This window comes from Klebsiella sp. C349492, assembly GCF_042055345.1.
In the GTDB taxonomy this organism is placed as follows: Bacteria; Pseudomonadota; Gammaproteobacteria; order Enterobacterales; family Enterobacteriaceae; genus Klebsiella; species Klebsiella scottii.
Genome location: NZ_JANQCE010000009.1, coordinates 59,718 through 82,650, shown reverse-complemented (window position 1 = coordinate 82,650; position 22,933 = coordinate 59,718). Strand labels below are relative to the sequence as shown.

28 protein-coding genes are annotated in these 22,933 nt (G+C 58.0%); 3 read left to right on the top strand and 25 right to left on the bottom strand.

Annotated features, from left to right (window positions below):
- Nucleotide 1 precedes the first annotated feature (1 nt).
- The gene (locus NWP14_RS25745; RefSeq protein ID WP_117035245.1) at nucleotides 2-490 is read left to right on the top strand and encodes a phage tail protein; all 489 of its coding nucleotides are present in this window, start codon (nucleotides 2-4) and stop codon (nucleotides 488-490) included.
- Between the two features lie 128 nt (nucleotides 491-618).
- Here the strand turns inward: NWP14_RS25745 and NWP14_RS25740 are convergent, their stop codons facing one another.
- The 18 genes from NWP14_RS25740 to NWP14_RS25655 all read right to left on the bottom strand — a co-directional run bounded on the left by NWP14_RS25740 (nucleotide 619) and on the right by NWP14_RS25655 (nucleotide 13,103).
- A complete protein-coding gene (locus tag NWP14_RS25740) occupies nucleotides 619-1,692 on the bottom strand; it encodes a phage tail protein (protein WP_375216203.1) in 1,074 nt (357 codons plus the stop codon).
- Nucleotides 1,693-1,704: 12 nt separating this feature from the next.
- Nucleotides 1,705-2,472: a hypothetical protein gene (locus NWP14_RS25735; protein ID WP_375216202.1), complete on the bottom strand. Its 768-nt coding sequence runs from the start codon at nucleotides 2,470-2,472 to the stop codon at nucleotides 1,705-1,707.
- Between the two features lie 2 nt (nucleotides 2,473-2,474).
- Nucleotides 2,475-4,604: a hypothetical protein gene (locus NWP14_RS25730; RefSeq protein ID WP_375216201.1), complete on the bottom strand. Its 2,130-nt coding sequence runs from the start codon at nucleotides 4,602-4,604 to the stop codon at nucleotides 2,475-2,477.
- Between the two features lies 1 nt (nucleotide 4,605).
- Nucleotides 4,606-5,208, bottom strand: a complete 603-nt coding sequence (locus tag NWP14_RS25725; protein ID WP_375216200.1) for a phage tail protein I — start codon at nucleotides 5,206-5,208, stop codon at nucleotides 4,606-4,608.
- A complete protein-coding gene (locus NWP14_RS25720; protein WP_375216199.1) occupies nucleotides 5,201-6,100 on the bottom strand; it encodes a baseplate J/gp47 family protein in 900 nt (299 codons plus the stop codon). Before NWP14_RS25720 ends, NWP14_RS25725 begins: the two co-directional genes overlap by 8 nt.
- Nucleotides 6,087-6,455 carry a GPW/gp25 family protein gene (locus tag NWP14_RS25715; protein WP_375216198.1) on the bottom strand — a complete coding sequence of 123 codons (369 nt, stop codon included), beginning with the start codon at nucleotides 6,453-6,455 and terminating at the stop codon, nucleotides 6,087-6,089. Before NWP14_RS25715 ends, NWP14_RS25720 begins: the two co-directional genes overlap by 14 nt.
- Nucleotides 6,452-7,036 carry a phage baseplate assembly protein V gene (locus NWP14_RS25710; protein WP_375216197.1) on the bottom strand — a complete coding sequence of 195 codons (585 nt, stop codon included), beginning with the start codon at nucleotides 7,034-7,036 and terminating at the stop codon, nucleotides 6,452-6,454. Before NWP14_RS25710 ends, NWP14_RS25715 begins: the two co-directional genes overlap by 4 nt.
- Nucleotides 7,036-7,674: a phage virion morphogenesis protein gene (locus tag NWP14_RS25705; RefSeq protein WP_180405232.1), complete on the bottom strand. Its 639-nt coding sequence runs from the start codon at nucleotides 7,672-7,674 to the stop codon at nucleotides 7,036-7,038. The genes NWP14_RS25710 and NWP14_RS25705 overlap by 1 nt, the downstream gene beginning before the upstream one ends.
- Nucleotides 7,671-8,129, bottom strand: coding sequence for a phage tail protein (locus NWP14_RS25700; protein ID WP_375216196.1), 459 nt, complete (start codon nucleotides 8,127-8,129; stop codon nucleotides 7,671-7,673). Before NWP14_RS25700 ends, NWP14_RS25705 begins: the two co-directional genes overlap by 4 nt.
- Entirely contained in the window at nucleotides 8,126-8,248 is a 123-nt protein-coding gene (locus NWP14_RS25695) for a hypothetical protein (protein WP_254910982.1), read from the bottom strand. Before NWP14_RS25695 ends, NWP14_RS25700 begins: the two co-directional genes overlap by 4 nt.
- 25 nt (nucleotides 8,249-8,273) lie before the next feature.
- Nucleotides 8,274-8,669 (bottom strand): DUF2570 domain-containing protein, encoded by a 396-nt coding sequence (locus tag NWP14_RS25690; protein ID WP_375216195.1) that lies wholly within the window; start codon nucleotides 8,667-8,669, stop codon nucleotides 8,274-8,276.
- The gene (locus tag NWP14_RS25685; RefSeq protein WP_375216194.1) at nucleotides 8,666-9,217 is read right to left on the bottom strand and encodes a lysozyme; all 552 of its coding nucleotides are present in this window, start codon (nucleotides 9,215-9,217) and stop codon (nucleotides 8,666-8,668) included. The genes NWP14_RS25690 and NWP14_RS25685 overlap by 4 nt, the downstream gene beginning before the upstream one ends.
- Nucleotides 9,214-9,495: a hypothetical protein gene (locus NWP14_RS25680; RefSeq protein ID WP_122117743.1), complete on the bottom strand. Its 282-nt coding sequence runs from the start codon at nucleotides 9,493-9,495 to the stop codon at nucleotides 9,214-9,216. Before NWP14_RS25680 ends, NWP14_RS25685 begins: the two co-directional genes overlap by 4 nt.
- On the bottom strand, nucleotides 9,486-9,686 hold the full coding sequence (locus NWP14_RS25675) for a tail protein X (RefSeq protein ID WP_094307707.1): 201 nt from the start codon (nucleotides 9,684-9,686) through the stop codon (nucleotides 9,486-9,488). Before NWP14_RS25675 ends, NWP14_RS25680 begins: the two co-directional genes overlap by 10 nt.
- The gene (locus NWP14_RS25670; RefSeq protein WP_122117744.1) at nucleotides 9,686-10,183 is read right to left on the bottom strand and encodes a head completion/stabilization protein; all 498 of its coding nucleotides are present in this window, start codon (nucleotides 10,181-10,183) and stop codon (nucleotides 9,686-9,688) included. Before NWP14_RS25670 ends, NWP14_RS25675 begins: the two co-directional genes overlap by 1 nt.
- A 103-nt stretch (nucleotides 10,184-10,286) precedes the next feature.
- The gene (gene gpM / locus NWP14_RS25665; RefSeq protein ID WP_375216211.1) at nucleotides 10,287-11,150 is read right to left on the bottom strand and encodes a phage terminase small subunit; all 864 of its coding nucleotides are present in this window, start codon (nucleotides 11,148-11,150) and stop codon (nucleotides 10,287-10,289) included.
- A gap of 46 nt (nucleotides 11,151-11,196) precedes the next feature.
- Nucleotides 11,197-12,246: a phage major capsid protein, P2 family gene (locus NWP14_RS25660; RefSeq protein ID WP_375216193.1), complete on the bottom strand. Its 1,050-nt coding sequence runs from the start codon at nucleotides 12,244-12,246 to the stop codon at nucleotides 11,197-11,199.
- A 23-nt stretch (nucleotides 12,247-12,269) separates the two neighbouring features.
- The gene (locus NWP14_RS25655) at nucleotides 12,270-13,103 is read right to left on the bottom strand and encodes a GPO family capsid scaffolding protein (RefSeq protein WP_375216192.1); all 834 of its coding nucleotides are present in this window, start codon (nucleotides 13,101-13,103) and stop codon (nucleotides 12,270-12,272) included.
- Between the two features lie 160 nt (nucleotides 13,104-13,263).
- On the opposite strand from NWP14_RS25655, the gene NWP14_RS25650 reads away from it, so the two are divergent.
- Complete coding sequence (locus NWP14_RS25650; protein WP_224357185.1) at nucleotides 13,264-14,985, top strand: terminase large subunit domain-containing protein; 1,722 nt, start codon at nucleotides 13,264-13,266, stop codon at nucleotides 14,983-14,985.
- Nucleotides 14,986-14,987: 2 nt separating this feature from the next.
- Nucleotides 14,988-16,037 (top strand): phage portal protein, encoded by a 1,050-nt coding sequence (locus tag NWP14_RS25645; protein ID WP_230489395.1) that lies wholly within the window; start codon nucleotides 14,988-14,990, stop codon nucleotides 16,035-16,037.
- A 415-nt stretch (nucleotides 16,038-16,452) separates the two neighbouring features.
- Here the strand turns inward: NWP14_RS25645 and NWP14_RS25640 are convergent, their stop codons facing one another.
- From NWP14_RS25640 to NWP14_RS25610, 7 genes are all read right to left on the bottom strand, one after another.
- Nucleotides 16,453-17,304 carry a hypothetical protein gene (locus tag NWP14_RS25640; RefSeq protein WP_096903709.1) on the bottom strand — a complete coding sequence of 284 codons (852 nt, stop codon included), beginning with the start codon at nucleotides 17,302-17,304 and terminating at the stop codon, nucleotides 16,453-16,455.
- A complete protein-coding gene (locus NWP14_RS25635) occupies nucleotides 17,301-17,516 on the bottom strand; it encodes a hypothetical protein (RefSeq protein WP_047049912.1) in 216 nt (71 codons plus the stop codon). The genes NWP14_RS25640 and NWP14_RS25635 overlap by 4 nt, the downstream gene beginning before the upstream one ends.
- A gap of 239 nt (nucleotides 17,517-17,755) precedes the next feature.
- Complete coding sequence (locus NWP14_RS25630) at nucleotides 17,756-18,454, bottom strand: DNA adenine methylase (protein WP_375216191.1); 699 nt, start codon at nucleotides 18,452-18,454, stop codon at nucleotides 17,756-17,758.
- A 75-nt stretch (nucleotides 18,455-18,529) separates the two neighbouring features.
- Nucleotides 18,530-19,087: a MazG-like family protein gene (locus tag NWP14_RS25625; RefSeq protein ID WP_375216190.1), complete on the bottom strand. Its 558-nt coding sequence runs from the start codon at nucleotides 19,085-19,087 to the stop codon at nucleotides 18,530-18,532.
- Nucleotides 19,088-19,089: 2 nt separating this feature from the next.
- A complete protein-coding gene (locus NWP14_RS25620) occupies nucleotides 19,090-21,699 on the bottom strand; it encodes a replication endonuclease (protein ID WP_375216189.1) in 2,610 nt (869 codons plus the stop codon).
- A complete protein-coding gene (locus NWP14_RS25615) occupies nucleotides 21,692-22,801 on the bottom strand; it encodes a DNA cytosine methyltransferase (RefSeq protein ID WP_375216188.1) in 1,110 nt (369 codons plus the stop codon). The genes NWP14_RS25620 and NWP14_RS25615 overlap by 8 nt, the downstream gene beginning before the upstream one ends.
- Nucleotides 22,777-22,932 (bottom strand): hypothetical protein, encoded by a 156-nt coding sequence (locus NWP14_RS25610; protein ID WP_165795142.1) that lies wholly within the window; start codon nucleotides 22,930-22,932, stop codon nucleotides 22,777-22,779. Before NWP14_RS25610 ends, NWP14_RS25615 begins: the two co-directional genes overlap by 25 nt.
- Nucleotide 22,933: the final 1 nt, after the last annotated feature.

Genomic DNA, 22,933 nt, shown 5'->3' with positions numbered 1-22,933 from the left:
TATGATGATGGTATTCGGGATGTTTGTTTTTACGCTGCGCACTGTCCCGTATCAGCAGCTGCGGCACTCGCAGGAGTGGCGTCACGTTAAGAATGACCGGGTTAATCAGTCAGCGGCCTGGCAGTATATCGGACCGGGTGACGATACGATCACCCTTGACGGTGTGCTCTACCCGGAAATCACCGGCGGCCGGTGGTCTCTATCGGCGCTGGAGACGATCGGCTTTGCCGGTCGCCCCTGGCCACTGATTGAAGGTGACGGGCAGATTTACGGGATGTACGTTATGACGCGTCTGGAGCGGGGAAAGACGGAGTTTGACCGCTACGGCAACCCCAAAAAGATTGAGTTCACTATCAGTCTGAGTCGGGCGGATGCGGATTTCCGGGAGAAGCTACAGACGTCGTCGGTCAGTGATGTACTGGATGATCTCAAAACCAGCGCAACCAAAGCCGTTAACTCGGTTTCAAACTCCCTTAACAGTCTGTTTTAACCCACAAAAAAAGCCCCTCATCTGAGGGGCTTTCACTGCTGGCAGATATCGCCGTTTCTGACTATGGTGGTACCGCACCGCCACTTCTGACAACCTGCAGCACCGTTAGTTTTGACGGTACTCGATACTCACGCGACCCTCGCCCAGCACATCAGCAGGGTGTGGGCCTCGACCACGCTAAACGATTTGCCTTCGCCGAGGTTGTCGGTTTTACCGTTGACGTCATGTTCATGCGGTGGGATATCAATATCATGCTCATGATCTTCGACCTCATCCGTGTCGCCCAGGTTCGCCGGGTTAAAGCGCTGGCTGATATCGCCGCCAATCTCCCACGGATTGTCCCGGCTCGGTACGCCGCCGTGCTTGTGCCTGCCACCGGGTTTCGTGGTCAGCTCCTGCTGAGGTTGCTCACTGGTTTTGCCGCTTACGTCAATCTGTACGGCGGGCAGGTTGGCCTGCTGTAGCGTGACGGTATCGCTGCCGCCGGTCGCGCCGACGTCTGAACCATCCGCTTTGCCGACGCGGATTGTTTTGCTTTCGCCGGTATAAACCCACTCCGACCACGGATAGCGATCGTTCGGATTGACGTTCTGCGCGTAAAACTTCACTGTGCCGATTGGGTTGTCTTCCTCCCAGAAATCACGCTTTGCCGCTGTGATGGCGTCTGCGATAGCCTGTTGAGTGTCGGTATTTATCGAGCCGGCCACCTCATCGGTGTAATCTTTCGCTTCGCTTTTGGCTCGGGCAACCTCTTCCACCGTTGCCATAATAACGGACGGGTCGGCCTTCAGTTCCACGCTGGCAGTATTGCTGACGGCTATCCACAGATTGACCGCCTGGAAGCGGCCCGCCCCTTCAGCCAGTAGAGGCTTGTACGATTCCGGCATGTTTGCCACCGCAAGACAGGCGCCCTCATCGTCGTATAGTGCCGCCTCCCGCAGCCAGAACCCACCCACTTGCGGAGGTATCAGCAGTTCCGCGCGGATGACGTTATTCGCCTGGTCTGCAATCACCACCCGGTTTAGCCGTGAGCGGTAAATTTCATTAATCAGCCCGCTCTGCTCCCATGAGGGAGTGGGTAATGTTCCGCCGCCGTCACCAACAGCCATCACAGCGAACCCGACAGATTCGCCGGACAGTGCCGCTGCCGCCAGTTTTTCCACCCCCGCCGCTGTCAGTATGGCGCTGTATGTTCTGCTCATATATTTTCCTGGCTAAAGACTGTATGCGCTCGCGGCATAGCCAGCAGCGATGGCGATTTCTTCCGTCGTCAGCAGGCGATCCCAGGTAACCATTTCAGCAAATTGCGGGCCGGTATTCGCTGAGCTGCCCGAATCTTTACCGAAACGCAGGCGTCGCTGCTCATCCATTGACCCGCCGCGCGTCACCACACCTGATGTCGTTACTGCCGCCGTGCCTGCGCCGATAAGTCGTAATGTTACTGCAACTGCGCCATCGGCGGGGATGGTCAGAATAGCTGCATAGCGACGCGCTGAAATCGCCACGCCGCCAGCCGCCGGATCGTTGGAGATGCTCAGTGTGGCGCCCGCAGCGCCGGACATTTTGGACAGACCCCAGCTGGCGCTTGCACGACTGAACCGTAATCCTCCGATGGTCAGAATTGAGTGGGATGCGGAGCCGTGAACCTCATACCACACAGCCAGCAGACTGACGTCACCGAATTTCCGGTTAATGTCCGTCAGTGCCGCCAGCGCACCGGGTGTGGCGCAGTCGACCATACGAATACCGGACTGTTCGACAATCACCGGATGATTGGTTGTATCCCCGGCAAGGATGTTATCTGGCATCAGGGGGCTGGGATATGTGGTGACTGCATCACCAACAGCGCGGGCGGCAAAATCCAGCGCCGGGCGCCAGCGGTCGGTATAGCCGGTAACACCTATGGCGGGAGCATATGGGGCATAATTTTTAATGGACGGGTCAGGGCTGGTCAGAGTGCCCGGTACAATCTCAAGGGTCATGATTAAACGCTCCGGTAAATAGCGGCAAGGCTGGTGTAATGTGCATTGGTGGCACGCGGGCAGGTTAGCGGGACTGACATGCGGTCAGACATCCGGATGTAACTCAGGAATTCGCCAGGCTGGGAAGAGCCGTAGACCGGCCAGTTAAACGCGCCGGCAGGCAGTGCCCCGGTGGTGTCGTCCTGCTGCCCGGCAAAAATCTCCAGGCGGTGCAGCAGCGTGTCGATATAGTCCTGCCGCGGGTCGGCAAACATGTAGGCAATCGCCGGGGCATAGGACAGTTCGCCGACAGGCTCCCTCCAGTCCATACTCCAGACCGAACCATCAGGATTGTAGGCCAGCGCGCGCAGGGTATCGGCCATATGCCAGAGGGCTGCCGAGGGTACCGGCTTGCCAGCCAGAATGAACGTGCGAAGCATCCACTCACTGCCTGACAACGATGCCATCGTGTACCAACGCGAGACGTCCTGCCCGTCAGCAACCCCGTGGTTTTCAACGAGGCGGGTCGGGTTGACGTTTGTCCCGTTCATGACGTCGCACGGTGCCAGCCCGTTAATCGTCATCGTCTCGGTCAGGTCGTTTCTGTCACCCAGCGCCGCAATTTGCATGGTGATCAGCCGTTCGGCCCACCGCTCGGCATTAGCATTATCCGGGGCTAAAATCAGCGCGCGGGCGAGGATAGCCAGATTCCAGGCGATTTCCTCTGATTTGGAATCGCCTGTCGGGTAGTTATCCGTCACCTGCCCCCGGATATCCGGGCGCGTCCAGCGGTATTTAGGGGTGTATTTCACAAAGCGATTGGCTTCATGCACCACCATTGCGGTGACTTTTGCTTTCTGGGCTGTCGTCAGGTGGGCGCTCATCAGGTCGCAGTGGCTGGCCACATTACGTGCCAGCTCTGCCGCCTGTGAGCCAAAAGTTACCGCCACATCTTCAGAGGCTTCGCTCCACGGCGGCGGCGGGCCTCCCCACCAACCACCGTTCGCCAGGTGCGCACTGACCACCAAATCCAGCCCCTGCACAATCCAGGAAACGGCAGTGTCATAACTGACGCCAATAAACGTTTCATCCCAGGTGGCGTAACCGGCATCACACCAGCTTATCCAGTGAACTACTGCGGCCAGCATCAGCGGATATTGCTCTATGCTGTCCATCGTCGAGCCTGTGGCCGGTAGCCCGGTTCCTCCCGCCATCGGTACCCACGTCGGCACCCAGGTAACCAGCATATATTTACAGGCACGCAGGGCGAGCGGTTCGACTGCCGCGCGCACGGCGGCGGGTAACGGTGTGAGGACCATTTCAGGCCGTTGATTCACCGATTGCCGGGCGCGACGATTGAGCGGTGGGAGGTAATTAATCCGCCCTGACTGGTCGGCTTCCAGCAAAACTACCCCGTCTTTGACAATCGCGTGACCAGCAGGAACGTCGGCGGGATTAAGCTGATAGACTGCCACGCCTTTGGCTGCGTATGCTGCAACGTTTTCATCAGCAGGAAGTCCGTCCAGCCCCTGAAGGGTACCTGGGAGGATTTCCCCGCTTTCCATGACTTTGCCCCAGATATAAGTCACGCCATCGCGGTATTCATCAGTAGGTTTAACGACACCGTCTTTTGACGGAATGTATTCCCCGGTTTTTTCAAGCGTGCCGTCGTTATTAATATATTCATCAACAATGGCTGAATTGTCGGCGCTGCGAATATAAACGCGCGCACCGGGTAAAATATTTCCGACAGACAAATCCTCTTCAGCAAGAGAGAGTGAATCAAACGTGCGAATGTTATTCGTGATGGAACCCCTCCCCAGCAACCCGGTGACCTCTTCAGCTACACCAGAATTATTGAGGTAGTAACGAAAACTGAGTATTTCCGCGCCGCTCTGAGCCACGCGAAACATTTTCCCGGCAGGCGTACCGGTGAGGCCGGCGATCGTTCCGTCCGGGTCTGCCTCTGTTTTAATAAACGTATACTCGCGGTAATCTGACATGCTCTCGATAAGCATTTTCAGAAACTGCGTACGGTCTGCCAGCTGCTTTGCCTGAAGATTGGCAACGCCACCGGTTCCCCCTTCAACCTTATCCTCCCGGGCGATTTGATAGATAAAATCAACCCAGCTAATTGCTTCTGAAATATTCATATCACTTTCCTGAAAAAGTCACGCTACCAAAGAAATACTGCTGCGCGTCGTAATGAATGCTGCCATCAGGCTGATAACCCGGCGGGTAAACGCTGATAACATCCCCGTCAAACAAGGCCAGTCCTGTCCAGATATCCCCTTGTGAGCTGGTCGATATAGTCATTCGGGATAAATGTCTGCTGACCGGTTTTGCGTCAGCAACCAGGCGGTTTAATTCGTCCAGTGTTTTTGGCGTCAGTCCGACGTCATTCACGTCCACTTCAAGCCTGAACGTTCCGGGCTCGTCGCCGACGTCAAACCACTCCGCGAACGTGGCAGAAAACCCCATATCTTCAATCACTCGTCGCACGGCGGCGCGAGTGCCTTTTCGGCGATGCAGCCAGTAGGATTGCTGGATAGCCGCAACTTTTCGTGCTGCCGGCCAGTCCCTGTCCCATCGATCTACCGACAGCGCCCAGGCCAGATACGGCAGTAAATCAACCGGGCAGGCGGTCGGCGTCCAGAGTGTGCGGATAGCAACCGTTATACCGGATAACTTCGCCGTGGCGGCCTCAGCGCTGCGTATCCACGCGCTGGAAGACGGGGGGAGCAGCGTGTTACTCATCCGTGCCGCCGTTTTCGATGTGGTAGCCGATATTTCGGGCCGCCTGAATATCACTAATCTTGATATCCTCCGGCGGTGAGTTAACCTCTACGCGCTGCACGCCCTGAACGTGCAGCGCTGCTGAGATCGCGGAACGCGCAACGTCGCGGCTAATCTTCTTATCATTCTGCTTCAGGAGCCTCTGCAACGAGGCGTCAGCAGCGTTGATAATCGGCTCTGACTCCGGCCCTGGGTACAGGTAAAGCGTGGCGTCGATTTCGTAATCCACGATCTCGGCGCTGCGCACTGTGACCCGATCCCCTATCGGGCGAACATCTTCATCGTTTACCGCCTCCGCCACGGCAGCCAGCAGATCCGACGATGCGGTCCCGTCACCTTCGGTAGACAGCACGGCAACCACCACCTCCGCCGGGGCCGGGCTGGATGCTTTGGCGTCAGCGACTTTACCGCTAGCGCTGCGGGCGAAATACTCATAGGCCGCAGACGGCCCGGCAACGCTCATCCCCTCAAACGCAGCCTGCGCGCGCAGGCGTAATGCCTCATCACTTTCCATCACGGCGTCTGTGGTATCCGTCGCTTCGGTAATCACCAGGCGCTCTGTATCCAGATTGGCCGCGATATTATCCAGATCGTCGCCGGTCGCATGACTCAGCATGCTGGCGGCGGCTCCCTCGTTAATCCGCTGGCGCAGTAGCATCTCGCGATAGGCTATCGCCTGAGCAATGATATTCAGCGGCTCGGATTCCAGCGCCAGTGCGGCAATCACTGCGGTCTGCTGGTCGACCGGATAGGCGGCCACCATCACCGCCTTCACCTCGATCAGGATCTCTTCAAAATCCAGCTCTTCGATAATGGTCGGCTGTGGCAGCTGCGAAAGGTCAATTGTCGGCATTGCTGGCACTCCTTAACGTCACTGATCTGGTGCTCTTTTCCATGCTTTCCGTCAGCATCCCCGACAGCTCCGCCGTCACGGCGCCACTGGCGGAATACGTCACATTGATGGTGTCCAGCACGATCCGCGGCTCCCACGCCGCCAACGCGATGACTGCCGCGCTCATCAGTTGCAGGCGGGTGACGTCGTTTTGCGGGCTGTCGATAAGATCAGGGCACAGTGAGCCGTAATTGCGGCGCATGACGCGGGTGTTTACCGGCGTCAGCAGAATGTCGCCCACGGACTGCCACACATGATCCTCATCGGTCAGCGTCCCGGTGCCGGTCGCATTCATACCGCGATATCTCTCGCTCATCGGGTGCCCTCTGTCCAGTCTCCGCCGCGTTCGACTTTTCCGTGATTGTGGTTGTCCACCTGCACACCGTTAGACGTAAACGCCCCGCCGGTGTGAGTGATATCGCCGTGCATCTCGCCGCCTTCTCTGACATTCAGGCTCTTTGTGGTCAGCAGGTTGGTGCATTCCACCTCCGGCGTATCGAGCGTGATTTTTACCGATGCCTCGATCGCTGCGGTTTTGATGCCCGTCACCTGCAATGCGCCGGCCGCCGCGTCATAACGGAACCTGGCGCCATCGGGAGCAGTCACCACCATCTCGTTGCGTGATGCGCCAGGGGCCGGGTTGTCGTCGCTGTAAAGACTGCCGCCAATAAAGGCGATATCGGTATTGCCGCCCAGACACAGGAACCAGACCTGCTCGCCGATGGATGGTGGCACCCAGACTTTAAACGCACCGGCGCGCTGTGCGTTCCAGCGCAGCCAGGTGGTTTCCAGCTCGCCGCTTTGCACGCGGACGCGCCATTTTCCCTCGTCGATCTCCGTCACCGTGCCGGTGCAGGCGACGTTCTCAAGCAGGCGAAGCAGCCCGGCAATCTCCATCAGCGCCCCTCCAGTGAGTTGATCACGTGGCGGAAAATAGCCGTGCGGTCGGCTTTGCTCAGGCCTAGTAGCTCGCGGCGCGGGTAGTCCGCCATTGCACCGCTGTCATTAATCCGATCACGTAGCCCTTCCTGATGCGCTCTCGCGATACGCGCAGCAACGCCGGAATAGCCCACTTCAACGCCATCGGCCGTGGCGCGTGACTTCAGGAAGCGCGCGGTTCTCAGGCGCCGGAACATCGGCTCGGCCGTAGTGGTATTGCGGCGCGTTTCACTCAGGTTGATATCGAGATAACGCTCAATATCCTCGCGATAGAATGACCGCTGCGCCCCGCGCTCGACGTCAAAACCGCTCACCATGCGCCCCCGCCTGCTGCGGGTTGTACGCCAGTTGCGCAGGCTTCTTTCCTGCCCCTGCCACATGAATTTGATGCCTGCACGCGCACGCAGCACCTTGCGGCGGCGGCCTTCATATTTCGTGCCGTCCGGATCTTCCTGCTTGCCGATGCGCCTGCTCTGGCTCTGGCGCAACATCGTAGCCATTCCCCTGGCCATGCGCAGGCGGCCTTGTACGGACACTCCTTCCAGAATGGCCGCAAACACCTCATCAAGCTGATGAAACGACGGATCGTTGCTCATGCCAGTGCACCTCCGGACTCAGGATTAAAGACCATCTCCCACTCGCCACCGTTGAAGCGCGGGCGCGACTCGGCCAGATGCTCTGCCTTCAGTGTGCCGTTGTCGTCGGTCACCATGACGCGCTCCCAGACCGGCACCTTAAACAGAATGTCGGCGACGTCGTCGTTGACAATATCGGCATCAAATTCCACCTTGCGGTTATTGTCGGGATTCAGCAGCAGATCGGGCTGCTGCTGCCATGCCCACGCCAGCAGCGGCAGCATGAGATCATCAATTTGGCCGGGAAAATCCATCGCCAGCACCTGAATGGTGTAGTGGTACATGAACGACGCTTCGCCGGTCGCCTCGATCTGGATATGGCCCTTCTCCACCCAGACCGTGATTTGTTCCGGGTTGGCTTTGCACCAGGTGTTACCGGCGGTCAGCGCGGCACGCAGTAGTTCAGCTTTTTTCACTTTATCCCCCTGGCGATACGCCGTAGTTCCAGCTCACGGATCCCCGCCTTATCGGCGTTGCAGGTATCCAGCGCGTCGAGTAATGAATCTGTCCAGACAGCCAGCCCGCCCCACGTCATCGGCCTGGCCGGTGGTGGCGGAACGTCAGTTTTTGCCGTCAGGCTTTCTGGTAGTGGCTCCTGAATAATCTGCGGCGGCGACTTCTTCGGCTCGCTGGTACAGGCTGTCAGCGCCAGCAGCAGGCAGAGGAGCAATGGCGCATTCGTTACCGGCCAGTGTGGTTTTGATGTTTTCACGTCGGTGCTCTCCCGTTACGGCGCGCTGCTGGTTTAGTGTTTTCAGCCTGGCCTCAACCTGGCTGACGTCCTGGCGCAGCGCCCTAACCTCGGTCAGCACATCGCCGGTCTGCTTCAGTTCTTCCCGGGTGCCGGTCAGCGATTTTTCGGCCTGTTCGCGCTTATGGCTTTGCCATGCAAGGGCGCTGACAGCGGCGATCAGCAGGGCAAATATCACGATGGCAAGAATGGCGGTCGCTTTCATTTCGCCCCCTTCAGTGCCGGATCAGATAAGCACCAGGCTTTGAACTCTTCCCGGCGGTTGACCAGCCCCTGCAAACGCTTGCCGCCGGAGTTCACAAAGTCCGTCAGTCGTTCGCAGACGCCCTTCCAGTTGCCCGCCTGTGCGTCGCGCCAGAGGGTGGTTCGTACCTTCTGGCCCTTGCTGTTGGTGTACCAGCCCAGCCCGGTGCAGCCGACGTTAAACGTGCCGTCGGTCATGCCCTCGAAGACTTTCTGCGGCGCAGCGGCACCGTTAAATTCACGGTTAACGCATTTCTCAGCACGCAGGAGGTCGTTAACCCAGCGCTCGGCGATCTCACCCTCGGCATACTGGCGATTTTCTACCTTTGAGGTGGAACCAAGGCCCACCGTCAGCACGCCCGCCGGGCAGTAGTACGGGGTTTTTCGGCAGTCCTCGTACTTCGCCGTCTTCAGTTGTGCTTCCGGGCTGGTTCGCAGCGTCTGCGGCCACAATGTGGCGGCCAGCGAGATGATCGCGGCGATGGAACAGGCAATAATTCCCTTTTTCATCGCGGCGCCTCCCGGATGGTGCGGATTAGCTCTTTAACGTCCTGCCGGTTCTCGGTGTCGTCGCGGATAGCGTCGATCAGTTCATTCAGCAGCGTGTTGTTGGTTTCCTGGATGCGCGCCATGCGGCGGCGATGCAGCTCGCCGAGCGCAGCCACCACCACGCCCGTCAGCGCGGCGATGACGGTCAACCAGTCTTTTTGCGTCATCATGCCGACGCCACCGAGGAGCAGCGACCAGAGGTATACCGTCCAGTTCCAGGCGCGGTTTATCAGCTCCATAGTTGTACGGTCTCCTTTGTCGCGGCAGTGCTGATTTCCGGCAGCTCCACCACCTGGCCGGCGTCGAGAAAGATCTGACCGGCCAGCGCTTTATTGGCGGCAAGAACGATCTCAGTCACCCCCTGCGTGGTGCCGTAGTAGCGCTGACATAACAGGTCCACCGTGTCGCCCTGCAACGCTTTGACTTTCATCAGAACGCCTCCGCAGAATTGCGCACAGTGCCGCGAATATCGGATATCGCCCAGCGGGCATCGCGCCACATGTCATCCGACTGTGAGAGCAGCGCGGCCGCGCGCTTTTCCCCGGCGTCGCCGGTGGTGTCCACGTCACGAAACGTTCCGAGGATATGCGCGCGGGCAATGCTGGACGCCGCGCGGCGGAAGCGATGCACCTTCACGCTTTCGCCGTCGATCTCAATGGCCGGAACATCGGCGAGGCTGCTGTAACCAGCGGCCACCTGCTCCGCCTGCCAGTCGGTTAGCTGTTCGATGACGTGCGCCACGCCTTCGATAACGGCTTCTTTCAGTCGTGAAGTGGTCACCGTGCCGGTGATGCGCATCTTTTTGCGGACGTCGCTCAGCGCGATTTCGGGCCAGAACGCGCCAGCGGTGACTTTTTCCCCGCCGTCGTCAACGTCCGGCACATCCTCCGCAGAGGGGGTTACTGTGCGAGGGGCTACAAGGCTCATCGTGTAGTCTCCTGAAAAAGGTGGCGGTGAGCGGACGGAGAAAAGAAAACGCAATGCGTTGCAGATCTCCGCCCGCGCCGCCAGCGCACGGGGCGCAAGTCGGTTATTTTTTGGCGGCAGGCGCTTTTTTCGTGGTTGTTTTGCGCACTGCCGGCTTCCGGGTTGTACTTTTGCGGGCGGTTTTTGCTGCTGTTTTCTCAGCTGGCACCGCCACTTCCGGCGGTGCTGCAGCGGCCTCGCCCTGCCCGCCATCTCCTGTGCCGCCGGCATCATTCTTTTCAGTGCTGGCATTCGCTGCGGCGGCCTTCTTCAGCTGGCTGGCGAGCTTGTCGATCAGCTTTTTCACCCCGGCGCCAGGGTCCATGATCAGCGCGGTGCGCAGCAGCTCTAACGCGGTTTCCTGCTCGGCGGGCGTCCCGTTGCGCAGCGCAAAGGCGCGGGCCTTGTGGAGTTTGGCGCGTACCATGTCCGGCATATCGCTGCCGGCGGTAAACTCCGCCACGTCATCGAGCACCGCCAGATATGGCGTCACGTCGGTGCTTTCATCCGCTTTGACCTGGATCAGAATCGGGTCGCAAAGCTCATCGACCAGCGCGGTTGCGGCGGTGCGGTTGAAACGGTCAGGCATCGCCATGTTATGGGCGATGACATACCGCCCGATGCGCGCTGCCAGCGGGTAATCACGAATATCAATCGCCCAAATCATCAGGCGGGTGATCACCTCATCCTGGCGGCCGCTGTTGCCTTCGAGCGTGCCCTCGATCCACCCTTCGTAATTGGGTAGCAGCTGGCGCTTGAGCGCGGCTTTCGCCTGCTCGCCCTGAATCTTTTTCAGCGCGGCCATATCCATGCGCATGCGGTGCAGGATCTGCTCATGCGCCGTTCGCGCCGCATCGGACAAATCGGCCGCCTTGCCATGACGTTCAGCCATGACGCGTTGAAAATGTTTTTGTGCCGGTGTCAGCATCATTTCTTCCCCGATTAATGGCGGGCCGAGGCCCGCCAGCGTGCGGTTACTCGCCGCCTTCCGGCGCTTCGGCAAACGTAATGCCGTCGATAAATGCAACGTTGCCGTAGTCCTCGATCACAAAGTCATCGTTAGAGGACTGATACGTCGCGACGCGGTTGTACTCCGGCTCTTCCTTGATGGTCCGGCGCAGACCGCCGCGCTGGTAGTACACCGACAGGTTTTTAAACGGCGTGATCAGGATGCCGTTCACCGGGAAATACGGCGCGATGAAGGTCGGCATGTTGCCTACGCGCTCCTGCGCGACAATCAGCTGACCGGCCAGCATTTCGGTGTTCGGGTTGGTCTGGCTCATCGCGTTGATGGCCGGGAAGTTGCCGGTTGTCAGCAGGTCGCCCGCCAGGATCACAACGTTATCCGGGTTGCGCTTGTGCCACTCATCCATAAGGCTGTTTTTGGCGTCGTACACGGCGGCGCCCAGGTTGCCGTAGGTGCCTTTTGTAATGATCTTGTTGTCCTCATCGCGCGAGGTGACGGTGACGCCGGAGATCACACGGTGTGGCGCTTCGGTGCGAATTTTTTGCAGCCAGCCGATGCCGCAATCCTGCAATAGCGGGTTGGCTGCACGGTCTGACGGGTCGTTATAGCTGGTACCGTTAAAGCCGATCATGATGCGGTCAAGCGACATCTGACGGGCCATTGCGGCGCTAATCAGCGGCTGGAAGTTCGGCATGTGCGCCCAGGCATCAAGCTGCTCATAGCCGATCCCGTAGTCGTAGTTGACTTTGCGGCACATGTAATCAAACGGTTCCATCGCATGATTCTGGCCTGGGTTGCGGCGCGTGGTGGTGCCGTTGTTTACGCCGGCCAGCGGCCCTTTACTGCCGATCAGTATCTTCTGGCCGATCTGCTGGTTAACGGGAAACACGTTAATTTTGCTCAGGAAGGAATCACTTTCCTGCGCGGCCTGTTCCATGCGCTGTTGCCGGGAGGGATCTACTGCAAATTTCGCAGCAATCGCCGCGGGCGAGACGCCGTTTAATTTCGCCTGGTGCGCGATGTACTGATCAAACAGCTGGCGGGTATTATTTTCCATGTTCTCTGCTCTCGTAGTGATTATCAGTAGTCAGCCAGCTGCGCGTTCGCGCCGCCGTTAGCCGCGGGTCGCTGGCTAAAGTTGGCGTCAGTGTTGCCGAGCTGCTGACGCAGTGCGTCGAGGTCGCTGGTCAGCTTCTGGATGGCGGCTTTATCCTGCTGGCGCTCCTGCTCGATGGTGCTGAAGCGGTCGAGCTGGTCGGACTGCGCTTGCGCCACGGCCTCGACGGCCTGATGCACCTGGCTGAAACGCTGATCGTCGGTTTTCTGCCCCTTTCCGAGAATATCCATCACGCGGGTGTACCACTTGGCGCCCTCGTCGCTGCGCTGGGTGGCCAGTTCGATCATTTCGGCCTCAATCGCCTCGGTGATCATCGGCGCTTCCGCCTGCTGATTATTGAAAGCCATCACCTGCGCGCGCTGCTGCGCGGCAAACTTCAGGCGCTCGGTGCCAAGGCTTGCCGGGGTGTCAGTCATCGCCAGGCCCATCATGTAAGCCTTGCCGTTGAGGGCAAACTGCGGGTGCAGCTCAATACTGGAGTAGACCTTCTGACCTTTATCGGTCATCTGCTTCATGCGCTCAGAGGGTTCGATCTCCGCATAAAGCGCGGTGCGGCCGGCCAGTGGCCCATCGGTAATGTCCTCGACGCTCAGCGCCACTACATCCCCCATCGCGCCGAAATCACTACCCGGATACGGGGAGAGGTAGTGCTCGATATTTACCCGCGCGGCGTACACCTCAAGGTTGTAGTTCGCCGCCGCATCGCGGAGGTGTTGCGGCTGGATTTCGCGGCCATCGACGGTATTCCCGGAGACGGCAACGCGAAACTTCTTACGGGGTTTAGCTGTGCCTGCCATGTTCGTTTACTCGCTGGTTTTTTGAGTTCCCGGAGATGATGGCAGGGGGTGCCGTGCGCTCTCAACGCGTTGTTGTTGTGAGGGTTCCGCCACAACCAAAAGCGGGCGAAAGGGCACGCGCGCGCGGGTTAATCTCCCCGGCAGGAAGCGAGGAGGATTAATGGCGATTGAAGAAGCATTCATCATGCAACGTGCGCGACAGCTCTACTGGCAGGGATATCCGCCGGCGGAAATCGCACGCCTGATGGGGATTAACCAAAACACGGTTTACTCCTGGAAAAAACGCGATGAGTGGGACACCACGCCACCGATCCAGCGCGTCACGACGTCCATTGATGCCCGACTAATCCAGCTCACCAGTAAGGACACAAAGACCGGTGGCGACTTCAAGGAAATTGACCTGCTCACGCGCCAACTGAAAAAGCTGGATAACGGGACGCCTGCGACGCAGCCGAAGAAAAAGATCCGCAAAAAGCAAAACTTCTTTTCAGAGGCGCAGATCTCCGCGCTGCGGGCCAACATTATCGACTCGCTACACTGGCATCAGAAAGGCTGGTATGAGAATCACCACCACCGCAACCGCATGATCCTGAAAAGTCGCCAGGTTGGGGCGACGTGGTATTTTGCTCGCGAGGCGCTGCTGCGCGCGCTATCCGGTGACGTGAAATACAAGCATCAGCTCAACCAGATATTTTTATCGGCCAGCCGCCGCCAGGCGTACCAGTTCCGTAGCTTCATTCGCTCCGCAGCGGAGGAAGTGGACGTTGAACTAAAGGGCGGCGACATGATCCAGCTGTTTAACGGCGCCGAGCTGCACTTCCTCGGCACGTCCGCGGCGACAGCGCAGTCCTACACCGGCAACCTGTATTTTGATGAATTTTTCTGGGTCGGTCAGTTCACCAACCTGAAGAAAGTGGCCGGCGCAATGGCAACCCTGAAGGGGCTGACGCGTACCTACTTCTCCACGCCGTCGGCGGAGAGTCACGAAGCGTACCCCTTCTGGACGGGTGAAGCCTTCAATAAAGGGCGAAGTCACGGCAAGCGGATTGAGTTCGACACGTCCTGGAAAACGCTCAACAGCGGGTTGATGTGTCCGGACAAAATCTGGCGCCAGATCGTCACGTTGCAGGATGCGATCGACAACGGCTGGGATCTGACTGATATCGACGAAATCCGCGACGAAAACAGCCCCGAGGAATACGACAATCTCTACGGGTGCCAGTTCATCAAGAGCGGTGAAAACGCCTTTGATTACAACCAGCTGATCAACTGCGGCGCGGACGGTTACGACGACTGGCCCGACTGGCGCCCGTATGCCTCCCGCCCGATGGCCGATCGTCCCGTGTGGATTGGTTACGACCCCAACGGGTCGAGCGGCAAAGGTGACAGCGGCGCCATCTCCGTCAATGCCGTGCCGATGGTGGCCGGCGGCAAGTTTCGCACGATTGAAACGCAGCGCATACGCGGCATGGAGTTCGAAGAGCAGGCCAACCTCATCATTAGCATGCTGACACGCTACAACGTGCAGCACATCGGCATTGATGGCAGCGGCATTGGCGAGGCGGTCTATCAGATCGTGAAGAAGCATTTCCCGGCGGCGGTTTGTTATCAGTTCTCCCTGGCTAGTAAGCGCATGCTGGTACTGAAGATGCAGCAGCTGGTACGCGGCGGGCGCTGGGAGTATGACCGGGGCGAGTACGACCTGATCACCGCGTTCAGCTCGGTGCGCAAGGTCGTTACGCCAGGCGGACTCATCACCTATGACACAGACCGATCGCGCGGCGTCAGTCACGGCGACGTCGCCTGGGCGACGATGCTCGCCACCATTAACGAGCCGCTGGGTCAGGAAGGCGGCAGCGGCATGACAGTTACGGAGTATTAACCTTGAGCAAACGAAAACCACGCGGCAGGCAGTACGCCCGGGAGCAAGCCGATCTCGCCGCAGCGTTAAAGGCGGCGCCCGACCTGAACGCGTTCACGTTCGACGGGCCCTGGCCGGTCAGTGGCGCCCATGATCTGCTGGATAACATGTACTGCGCCGACAATGGGCGGTATTACGAAACGCCGGTTGACTGGTACGGGCTGGCGCGTCAGTTCGGTTACGCGAGCTGGCACCAGTCCGCGCTGTACTTCAAGCGTAACGTGCTGTCAGGGTGCTTTATCCCGCATAAACTGCTTTCCCGCCAGGCGTTCAGCGCCTTTGCGCTGGACTGGTTTGTATTCGGTAACGGGTATCTTGAGATGCGAAAGAATCGCCTGAATGGGCCGCTGGGGTTTCGCAACTCGTTGGCTAAATATACCCGCCGGGGCTCCGACCTCGACACGTACTGGTTTATCCAGGCCGGACTACAGGATCACTCGTTCATCCCCGGCTCTGTGTGCCACGTCCTCAACCCGGATATACACCAGGAGATCTACGGCATGCCGGAGTACCTCGCCGGCCTGCTGTCTGCCAACCTGTCGCATTCTGCCGACAAGTTTCGCAAGCTCTACTACGATAACGGGTCGCACGCAGGGTGCATCGTCTATGTAAACAGCGCGATGGCCGATCAGGAAAGTCTCGACAAGCTGAAGAAAACATTGACCGACACACGCCGGGGTGGGGCATTCAAAAACATCCTGCTGCATGCGCCAGGCGGCGGCAAAGACTCGGTGCAGATCCTGCCGTTCAGCCAGATCACGGCTAAGGATGAGTTTGTTGGCGTGAAGACCTCCACCCGCGCCGACATGCTGGCCGCCCACCGCGTGCCGCCTCAGTTGATGGGTGTCATCCCGGAGGGTAGCGGCTCCTTCGGTGACATTGAGAAGGCGGCCCGCGTCTATGCCATCAACGAGCTGACGCCGGTCATGGAAGCCATGAAACACATTAACGACTGGCTTGGCGAAGAGGTGATCCGCTTCAACCCTTACGCCCTGCTCGACGTCGCACAGTAACACCAGGCAGCACCGCCATTCCCGGCGGTGCGGTACCGACCTGCAGCACCACCATTCCTGGCCATGTCGGCCAACCCGCAAAACCTCAACGTCATATCCCCAACCAGACGCCGCCAGCGCCATTCTGCGGGCCGAGCACGCCATCGCGGGCCGGATGCACTGCGATGGTGCGCGCCCGGCAGGAGGCTTTTGGCGAAGCATGCCGACCCCTTCCCTACCCCCTTTGCGCGCGCTTGCTCCCCCGCCTCGCCTGCGCGCTAAACACGCCTCTTTTTGTGCACTTTGTGCAAACCGCCCAAGCCGCGCCAGTGCTGGCGCCGCGTAGTAAAAACGACGTTTCAAAAATTACGCATATTTGTGCAGCTTCTTGCAATTATACGGGCAAAAAAAAGAGGCCTCTCGGGCCTCATTTTTGTTATTGCTGTTGGGGTGGCAGATTATCACTTTTTCTCGGAACAAAGCTGGGTGATAGCGCGGCTGAACCTACCTTGTCCGACTCTTCTTTTGCTTTGAATTGCGAATATGTGTCGGTATCAAAAAACGAGATACCTTCGATCTCATCCCTTGGAACCAGCGTCCTGAAGTCCGCAAGAGTAACCTGGCCATCACTGGCGCCACCAAGAATTCCGCTATCCATATAGTGGCGCTTGTAGTTCGTGGTGACATTAACCGTCAGATTATCCTTGTCACGATACCCGCTAAGTAGCGGTAACATCTGTAAATAATCCGTCTTGCCATGCTCAAACTGAGGGCAATCCACTATCCCAACGTAGAATTTTCTCGATCCCAGGGTGATGATAACCGGCATCTTTCTAACGGCGGCCTCAATGAGAAGGCTTTCGAGCGGGTCGTGATGTACGGCTTTAACCAGCGCATCAATCCTCCGGTCGGTGCTGCTACAGACATACCATCTCATGCCATGTCCTGCCGCCCACGCCAGAAACATTGACGTCACGCCAAAAACTGCGAATTTGAAATCAGCGAATTTAAACTGCTCAGCGGGGGACAGGGGGAAGACGCGCTTGATAGTGTTTGCCTCAATAAAACCATGAGACAACAAGAAGCTATATACCCAGCGGAAAATTCCCAACACACTGATGAAAGAACATAAAAGCCATGCGGCAAGGGTGAACAGAACGCCCCATGCGGCTACATAAAAATAAGCGTCCCAACCTTCGGAACGCTTAAATTTATATCTCGCAGAAACTGATCGTGTGACGTAGAGGTAGCCGCTAATCAAAGCGACGGCGAGAATGATTGTATTCATTCACCTTTCTTTCCAGACTCTTCCTTGATATCGCCGAGCTTCTCAATCTGGCGAGTAATAGCATCAACGACCTCTTTTTTATTGAGGTCAAGGGACACGTAACCATCTCGGCTAATCGTGTAGCTGTTTTTGTTGTCCTTCAGAGCCTTGGTCAGCCGCTCTTTCGAACTGAACATAGCCCCGGATAATGACAATCCAAATGCAAATGACATATCCGCCTCCTTTGTTCTGTTGCTATCCAGAAGTTGAAAAAATTCAGAAATATAAAGGCAATCACTGCGCGCGATTGCCTGGATGTATGCGCAATGCGCACCAAATTGATATCGGTATTGGTTACGTTATGTATAGTAAAGCATGAACCATAGCAACAGTTTTTGCTGTGCGTGCGAATAATATTTCGGAATAACACTATATATAGTGTATCGGCTATTTTTCCGTAACTATCGGCTAATCAATCGCCATCAACTTCGCAAAGCGCCTGCATTATCGCCAAACGCTCGGCGGCGGGAAGGGCCGAAAACTTGTCTTTCCAGCGCTGCGCTTTTCGCTTAATCCGGTAGCGGTCATTGTAGTCTTTACCGGCGAACTTATGCGTGTACGCGCCCCCCTCCGGGTAGTTCATCCAGATTTTCTCTGTCCGCACGCCGCCGCGGGTCATGGCCTGAAATTCTTTGCTACGCCAGCCCGGCAGGGCGTTGTCATAAACCGAAGAGGGATAGCCCGACACGATTACGCTCACGTTTTCCGGCATCGAGCAGAGCAAGCCCAGCAGGCGGTAATGATCGCCAACGGTGTATTCATAGCGATAACGCGCAGAACTGGAGCGCGTTTCGTGGAGATATGGCGGATCGGAGTATATTAAGACACGACCGGCAGAGGCGTAATCGAAACAACGCAAGAACTCGACGGCATCGCCAACATCAATAAGCAGAGTATCGGTCAGTCTATCAAGAAAATCAGGGTTGCCCTGGTTAAACGCCTCGACGGTTTCCGGGTCTATATCGATCCCCCAATTATGCCGCGCTGGGGGCTTGCGCAGCATCACCGCGCCGCCGCCCAGGTGCGTTTCAATGTAGGTATCATGTGGCGGCATCTCGGCGATGATTTTTTGATAAACACCGCTGGCCGCCTTGCTTCCCAGATAGCTCATAGTCTTCTCACTCCTCAAAAACAAAACCTGCAGCACCGCCAAAAATGGCGGTGCTCGATAGAATGGCCAGCACGGTCAAAAGTGACCATATTTGCCGGAGTGATCGGAGAGTCTTACCCGCAGCCCTTCGATAACATCGGGCGCATACTCCCATTTTCCATCTGGCGCAATCATGGCGCCCGCGGAGATGCCGGAGGCCGGATCACGGAAAATTGCCAGTCCAAGCGGGTGAAGAATTTCGGCGTTAATGCGGACAATGAGGCCGAGCGCTGACAGCTCATTCCAGTCCACCCAGTCGCAGCCGCCGATTGTTTCACGCCCTGCCGGGATGGCTGGCAGCGCGAGCGCTGGCTGCGCTTGTTCGGATTCTGCCTTCGGGGCGCAAAGGCGATCGTAGTGTTCGATAATCTGGAGAGCGACGGCGGCAACCTGCACCATCTCTTCGCGCGCCGTTCCCAATTTAGGGCCGCCAAATTCATCATGCAAAATTGCCTGGCTAAACTCGCCGACCTCTTCGCTAAGGATTGTCTGCCAGACGAACGGATGTTGGTCGCGGTCAGCGCCCCACTTTTTATCCTGCCGGTTCATCTCTGCGATAACTGACCCGATGGCTTTAGTGCTGAAATGTTTCATATTTACCTCTTGTTTTTCCGTTTAGCTGCTTTCTTCCAGCGCGTGACCAGGTCACGCACTGCCATATATTCGGAAGTTGGTTTATCTTTCTCGCCTGCGTGCCACACTCTCACCTCATGCAACCGGCCATTGTCCGCCGCGAGCAGGCCGCCGCCGTGGCGAACGCGTGCGCCGCCCGCGACTGACCGCACAACTTCATCACTGACGAAAATCCGGCAGTCGCGCAGCTGCGCGCCGATGCTGGCGATCATCTCTTCGGAGATATCGTGTTTTTGCGGCGCTTCTTTTTGCTGCGCCTGGCGCAGTGCGGCTTCGGCTTTTTTCTTCTGATACTCCGCAACCGCCGCCGCGTAGTTATCTGCGCGCCGTTCCGCCTCGATCCGCAGCTGCTCGCGCCAGCGCTGCTCGGCCTCTTCCGGCGTCAGGCTCATATCTTTCGCAGCGGTAACTTTTGGCCCCCATGTCAGCGCGCTTTCGTCATCAATCGACGTGCGCAGGCCGCGCGCGGTACGCGTGAAGGCTTGATCTGAGCTTTCCCGGGCGGATTTTCTTAGCCTGCTGGTGATTTCCTGCCTTTGCTGGCGTGAATATCGCCTCAAAACATCGATATTCAGCGGAAGTTCTGTCACTGAACTGTCGTCGGGCGCGGTTTTATCAGCTGACAGCGCCGTTTCTGACGGTGGTTTTTCGTCCGATCCGGCGCGCCCCGTACAGTTATTGACAGAACTCCGAGGGGCCGCTGCGCGGCCTTCTAAGGTCAAATTCTCGACCGGCGACGGCTTGCGCTTCGGCACAATTTTGTATTCGGTGGTGCGGGTAAAAATGACGGATTCACGGATGGTGAGAGGGCAATAGACACCGGTTATTTTGGCGACCGTGTCACCATAATCATTGCCCTCCTCGGTGTATTCATAGCTGAGACGAACGCGCAGGCAGTCACGAGGCACTAACGGGCCGCCCTGGGCGTTGGTGTACCCTGGCCAGTCCGCTGCGTCAGCTGCTGCGCGAGCCTCTTCGATCTCAGGATGTAGAACCAGCTCGCGGTTTCCTAACCGGCGCAGCTCGCGCCAGGTGGTCACCGGGGCGCCGCCGATCTGCTGAAACTGGCGGATATTCCAGCGCGACGCCCACGCGCGCACGCGCTTTGCCATCTCTTTGACGGGCTGGCCGGATTCATCGTCTAACTCGCCGTCCATGCCGTAGCCGTCGATATTTTTAGAGATGTACTTCGCGATATAGCCCGTTGCAGAGCCAAATTTTTCATCGATCGGCGTAACGGTAAAGCGGTGCTCCTGCGCGCCCGGCTCGTTACCGTCCTCTTTCAGCGCATGCTTGCGGAAAATGGCCGTTGCATAGTCCACCTCTTCCGGGTGCAGGAATAGCAACAGGTGCCAGTGTGGGGTGGCGTCGTGGTGCGGCTCGGCGACACGAAAGCCAAAAGTTCGAATACCCTCTCGGCCCCATTTTGCACGCACGCGCGCCCAGACTTTGCAGAGGTATTTCTGCGTCTGGCGCGGGCCGGCGTCGCGATATTTGTCGTTACGCTTGCCTGATTTTACGTGCGTAGAGTGATAACGAGACGGCGCGGTTAGCGTATAGAACATGCCAACCAGCCCCATTTCGGTTGCCATATCCTCAAACCCGCGCATGCGCACCATCAGCTCGGCGCGGGCGTTTTTGGGGTTGGACGTGCTACCCATGACCTTATCCAGCAAAGAGCTGCGCTCACCGGTAGCCTGATCTTCCAGCTCCATAGCCTGAAGGTATTCGAAATTCGCTTTTTTCTGGGCTATCCACTCTTTGAAGCACGGATCAGAACAATACGGCGACGCTACCTTACTGACATAGCCCGCGGCGATCATGAGGTGCTCGCGCCAGCAGTCATGTATCCGGCGGATTTTACCTAACCACCACTTTTCCGACTGAAGGCGCGCAACGGCGCGCAGCGCCTCTTCGGCCTCCAGCTCCTCTTCGCAATACCGGCTCCAGCCAGGGATCGCGATATTGAGCGCTGTAGCCTTGCTGGCGATATAGCCGTAAGCGTAGAGCGTGGAAAACTCGACATCGGCGGTTTTCCCGTACTGGAAATCAAACTCGCGCATAAACTCGCTTTTCATCAGGTTTGCGAGCTTATAGGCCAGTCGTTTCAGGCGTTTTTTGTCCGCCCAGGGCAGCAGGTGAAAATCATCACGGAGGGGCGCAAGGATCGCCGGGAGCGCGGCCTGCGGTAGGTATTGTGCGTTTACCGCATCGACACGGCGTAACACATGGCGTTCAAACGTACTGAACAGCCAGCGCACGGCCTCTTTTGGGTCGTGACGCTCCAGCGATTCCAGGCGCAGAGAGAACCGCTTGCGGATAAACGCCGGTAGAGTCTGAACCCGGCGGCGCAGGTAGTGGGCGCGTCCTTTGCGGTCGAATGCTTCACGCGCGGCACCTTCGCGCGGGCGCATGGGGGTGCGATAAACGGTATCGACCAAATCCGCATAGGCGAGCGTCTTCCGCTCGCCTTTCGGGGTGAGATACTCAATCGCAGAATCTGCAACGCTATTGGGGTTAATAGCCTGCCGTTTGGCGTTCCAGCTCCATGCTAAAGCAGCGGAATCAGACATGATCCACCGCTGCCATATAGGACTTTATGAACGCTGCCGCCGCTTCAATGTTGATAGCGTTTCCGTAGGCGCGCAGTCTTCCCACTCTGGCGGGAACCCCATCAGCCAGCGGGAATGATCCGGGTCTAACTGGCCGCCACTTTCCATCCCGGCAGTACAGCCAGTCAGCATCTCGCCAGAAGCCGTTAACCGGACCGGCAGCATCAGCCCCGCGCAGTGCGCTAGCATGATTTGCCTCTTCTCTTTGGATACTATTCTTCTCATTGGATTTTTTGGGCTGTGCTCTGAATCCTGCGCGCACGGTGTCGGCCAGCCCGCAAGCTGTGCCGCCACATCCAGCCTGTCCGTTGACAACTTCCCGTCCCGTACTCTGCCGCCCGGATAACCGCCCTTGCCATCCGTTGCCGTCGGTGTCGGCCATACCGCCATCTTCACCATCTGCGTAAGGCTGCTGCCCGTCATTCCCGAGGTGATCCCCGTACCTCCGCGCACTCCATCGGTCGCGCTCGGTGTTGTCCAGCCAGCCAATAACGCAGCTGTCTGAAGGTTTACCCCCCCCTGTCGGTTGAAATTCCCCGCGCCTCTCCCATTGCTGGCGATCGGCGTCGGCCACCCAATAAGCGCGATCTCGCCGGTGCGGCGCGCCGACGCTCGCAGACGGAAACGCAGTCGCCCCGAAGGCATAGCCCAGGGCTTCCACGTCAGCTTGTACAAGGTCGATCCAGTCGTTCGCGTCAGCGCTGCCAGATTGCTCGCCAAAGACCACGACAGGGCGGCGCTGGCCGACAAGCCAATGTGCGGAGGGCCATAAGTGCCGCTCGTCAGCAAACCCAAGCCCTTTGCCTGCCTGGCTGAAAGGCTGGCAGGGGCATGATGCTGTCCATGCCGGGCGACTGTCTGGCCATCCTGCGCGACGCAGCGCGAGAGACCATCCGCCGATCCCGGCGAAGAAATGGCACTGATTGAATCCGATAAGGTCATTGGGGGTTACATCCTCAATTGAGCGGGTATCAACGACGCCCGGCGCAATATGGCCGGCGTCGATAAGGTTGCGCAGGTGCTGTGCTGCGTGGGGGTCTATTTCGTTGTAATAAGCAACCACAGCGCCTCCCACACCACAGAGAAAATACGAAAGGCGAGATAGCCCATCGGAAGCCAGAACAGCAGCGAGCAGAGCGCGCAGCAGATAACAAGGTTTCGCCAGAAGCGGCGATAATTGGTTTCTTCGTTCATT

Coding starts and splice junctions, on each gene's coding strand:
- NWP14_RS25745 (WP_117035245.1), top strand. CDS start 2: ATGATGATGGTATTCGGGATGTTTGTTTTTACGCTGCGCACTGTCCCG.
- NWP14_RS25740 (WP_375216203.1), bottom strand. CDS start 1,692: ATGAGCAGAACATACAGCGCCATACTGACAGCGGCGGGGGTGGAAAAA.
- NWP14_RS25735 (WP_375216202.1), bottom strand. CDS start 2,472: ATGACCCTTGAGATTGTACCGGGCACTCTGACCAGCCCTGACCCGTCC.
- NWP14_RS25730 (WP_375216201.1), bottom strand. CDS start 4,604: ATGAATATTTCAGAAGCAATTAGCTGGGTTGATTTTATCTATCAAATC.
- NWP14_RS25725 (WP_375216200.1), bottom strand. CDS start 5,208: ATGAGTAACACGCTGCTCCCCCCGTCTTCCAGCGCGTGGATACGCAGC.
- NWP14_RS25720 (WP_375216199.1), bottom strand. CDS start 6,100: ATGCCGACAATTGACCTTTCGCAGCTGCCACAGCCGACCATTATCGAA.
- NWP14_RS25715 (WP_375216198.1), bottom strand. CDS start 6,455: ATGAGCGAGAGATATCGCGGTATGAATGCGACCGGCACCGGGACGCTG.
- NWP14_RS25710 (WP_375216197.1), bottom strand. CDS start 7,036: ATGGAGATTGCCGGGCTGCTTCGCCTGCTTGAGAACGTCGCCTGCACC.
- NWP14_RS25705 (WP_180405232.1), bottom strand. CDS start 7,674: ATGAGCAACGATCCGTCGTTTCATCAGCTTGATGAGGTGTTTGCGGCC.
- NWP14_RS25695 (WP_254910982.1), bottom strand. CDS start 8,248: ATGACGTGGGGCGGGCTGGCTGTCTGGACAGATTCATTACTCGACGCG.
- NWP14_RS25690 (WP_375216195.1), bottom strand. CDS start 8,669: ATGAAAGCGACCGCCATTCTTGCCATCGTGATATTTGCCCTGCTGATC.
- NWP14_RS25685 (WP_375216194.1), bottom strand. CDS start 9,217: ATGAAAAAGGGAATTATTGCCTGTTCCATCGCCGCGATCATCTCGCTG.
- NWP14_RS25680 (WP_122117743.1), bottom strand. CDS start 9,495: ATGGAGCTGATAAACCGCGCCTGGAACTGGACGGTATACCTCTGGTCG.
- NWP14_RS25675 (WP_094307707.1), bottom strand. CDS start 9,686: ATGAAAGTCAAAGCGTTGCAGGGCGACACGGTGGACCTGTTATGTCAG.
- NWP14_RS25670 (WP_122117744.1), bottom strand. CDS start 10,183: ATGAGCCTTGTAGCCCCTCGCACAGTAACCCCCTCTGCGGAGGATGTG.
- gpM (WP_375216211.1), bottom strand. CDS start 11,150: ATGCTGACACCGGCACAAAAACATTTTCAACGCGTCATGGCTGAACGT.
- NWP14_RS25660 (WP_375216193.1), bottom strand. CDS start 12,246: ATGGAAAATAATACCCGCCAGCTGTTTGATCAGTACATCGCGCACCAG.
- NWP14_RS25655 (WP_375216192.1), bottom strand. CDS start 13,103: ATGGCAGGCACAGCTAAACCCCGTAAGAAGTTTCGCGTTGCCGTCTCC.
- NWP14_RS25650 (WP_224357185.1), top strand. CDS start 13,264: ATGGCGATTGAAGAAGCATTCATCATGCAACGTGCGCGACAGCTCTAC.
- NWP14_RS25640 (WP_096903709.1), bottom strand. CDS start 17,304: ATGAATACAATCATTCTCGCCGTCGCTTTGATTAGCGGCTACCTCTAC.
- NWP14_RS25635 (WP_047049912.1), bottom strand. CDS start 17,516: ATGTCATTTGCATTTGGATTGTCATTATCCGGGGCTATGTTCAGTTCG.
- NWP14_RS25630 (WP_375216191.1), bottom strand. CDS start 18,454: ATGAGCTATCTGGGAAGCAAGGCGGCCAGCGGTGTTTATCAAAAAATC.
- NWP14_RS25625 (WP_375216190.1), bottom strand. CDS start 19,087: ATGAAACATTTCAGCACTAAAGCCATCGGGTCAGTTATCGCAGAGATG.
- NWP14_RS25620 (WP_375216189.1), bottom strand. CDS start 21,699: ATGTCTGATTCCGCTGCTTTAGCATGGAGCTGGAACGCCAAACGGCAG.
- NWP14_RS25610 (WP_165795142.1), bottom strand. CDS start 22,932: ATGAACGAAGAAACCAATTATCGCCGCTTCTGGCGAAACCTTGTTATC.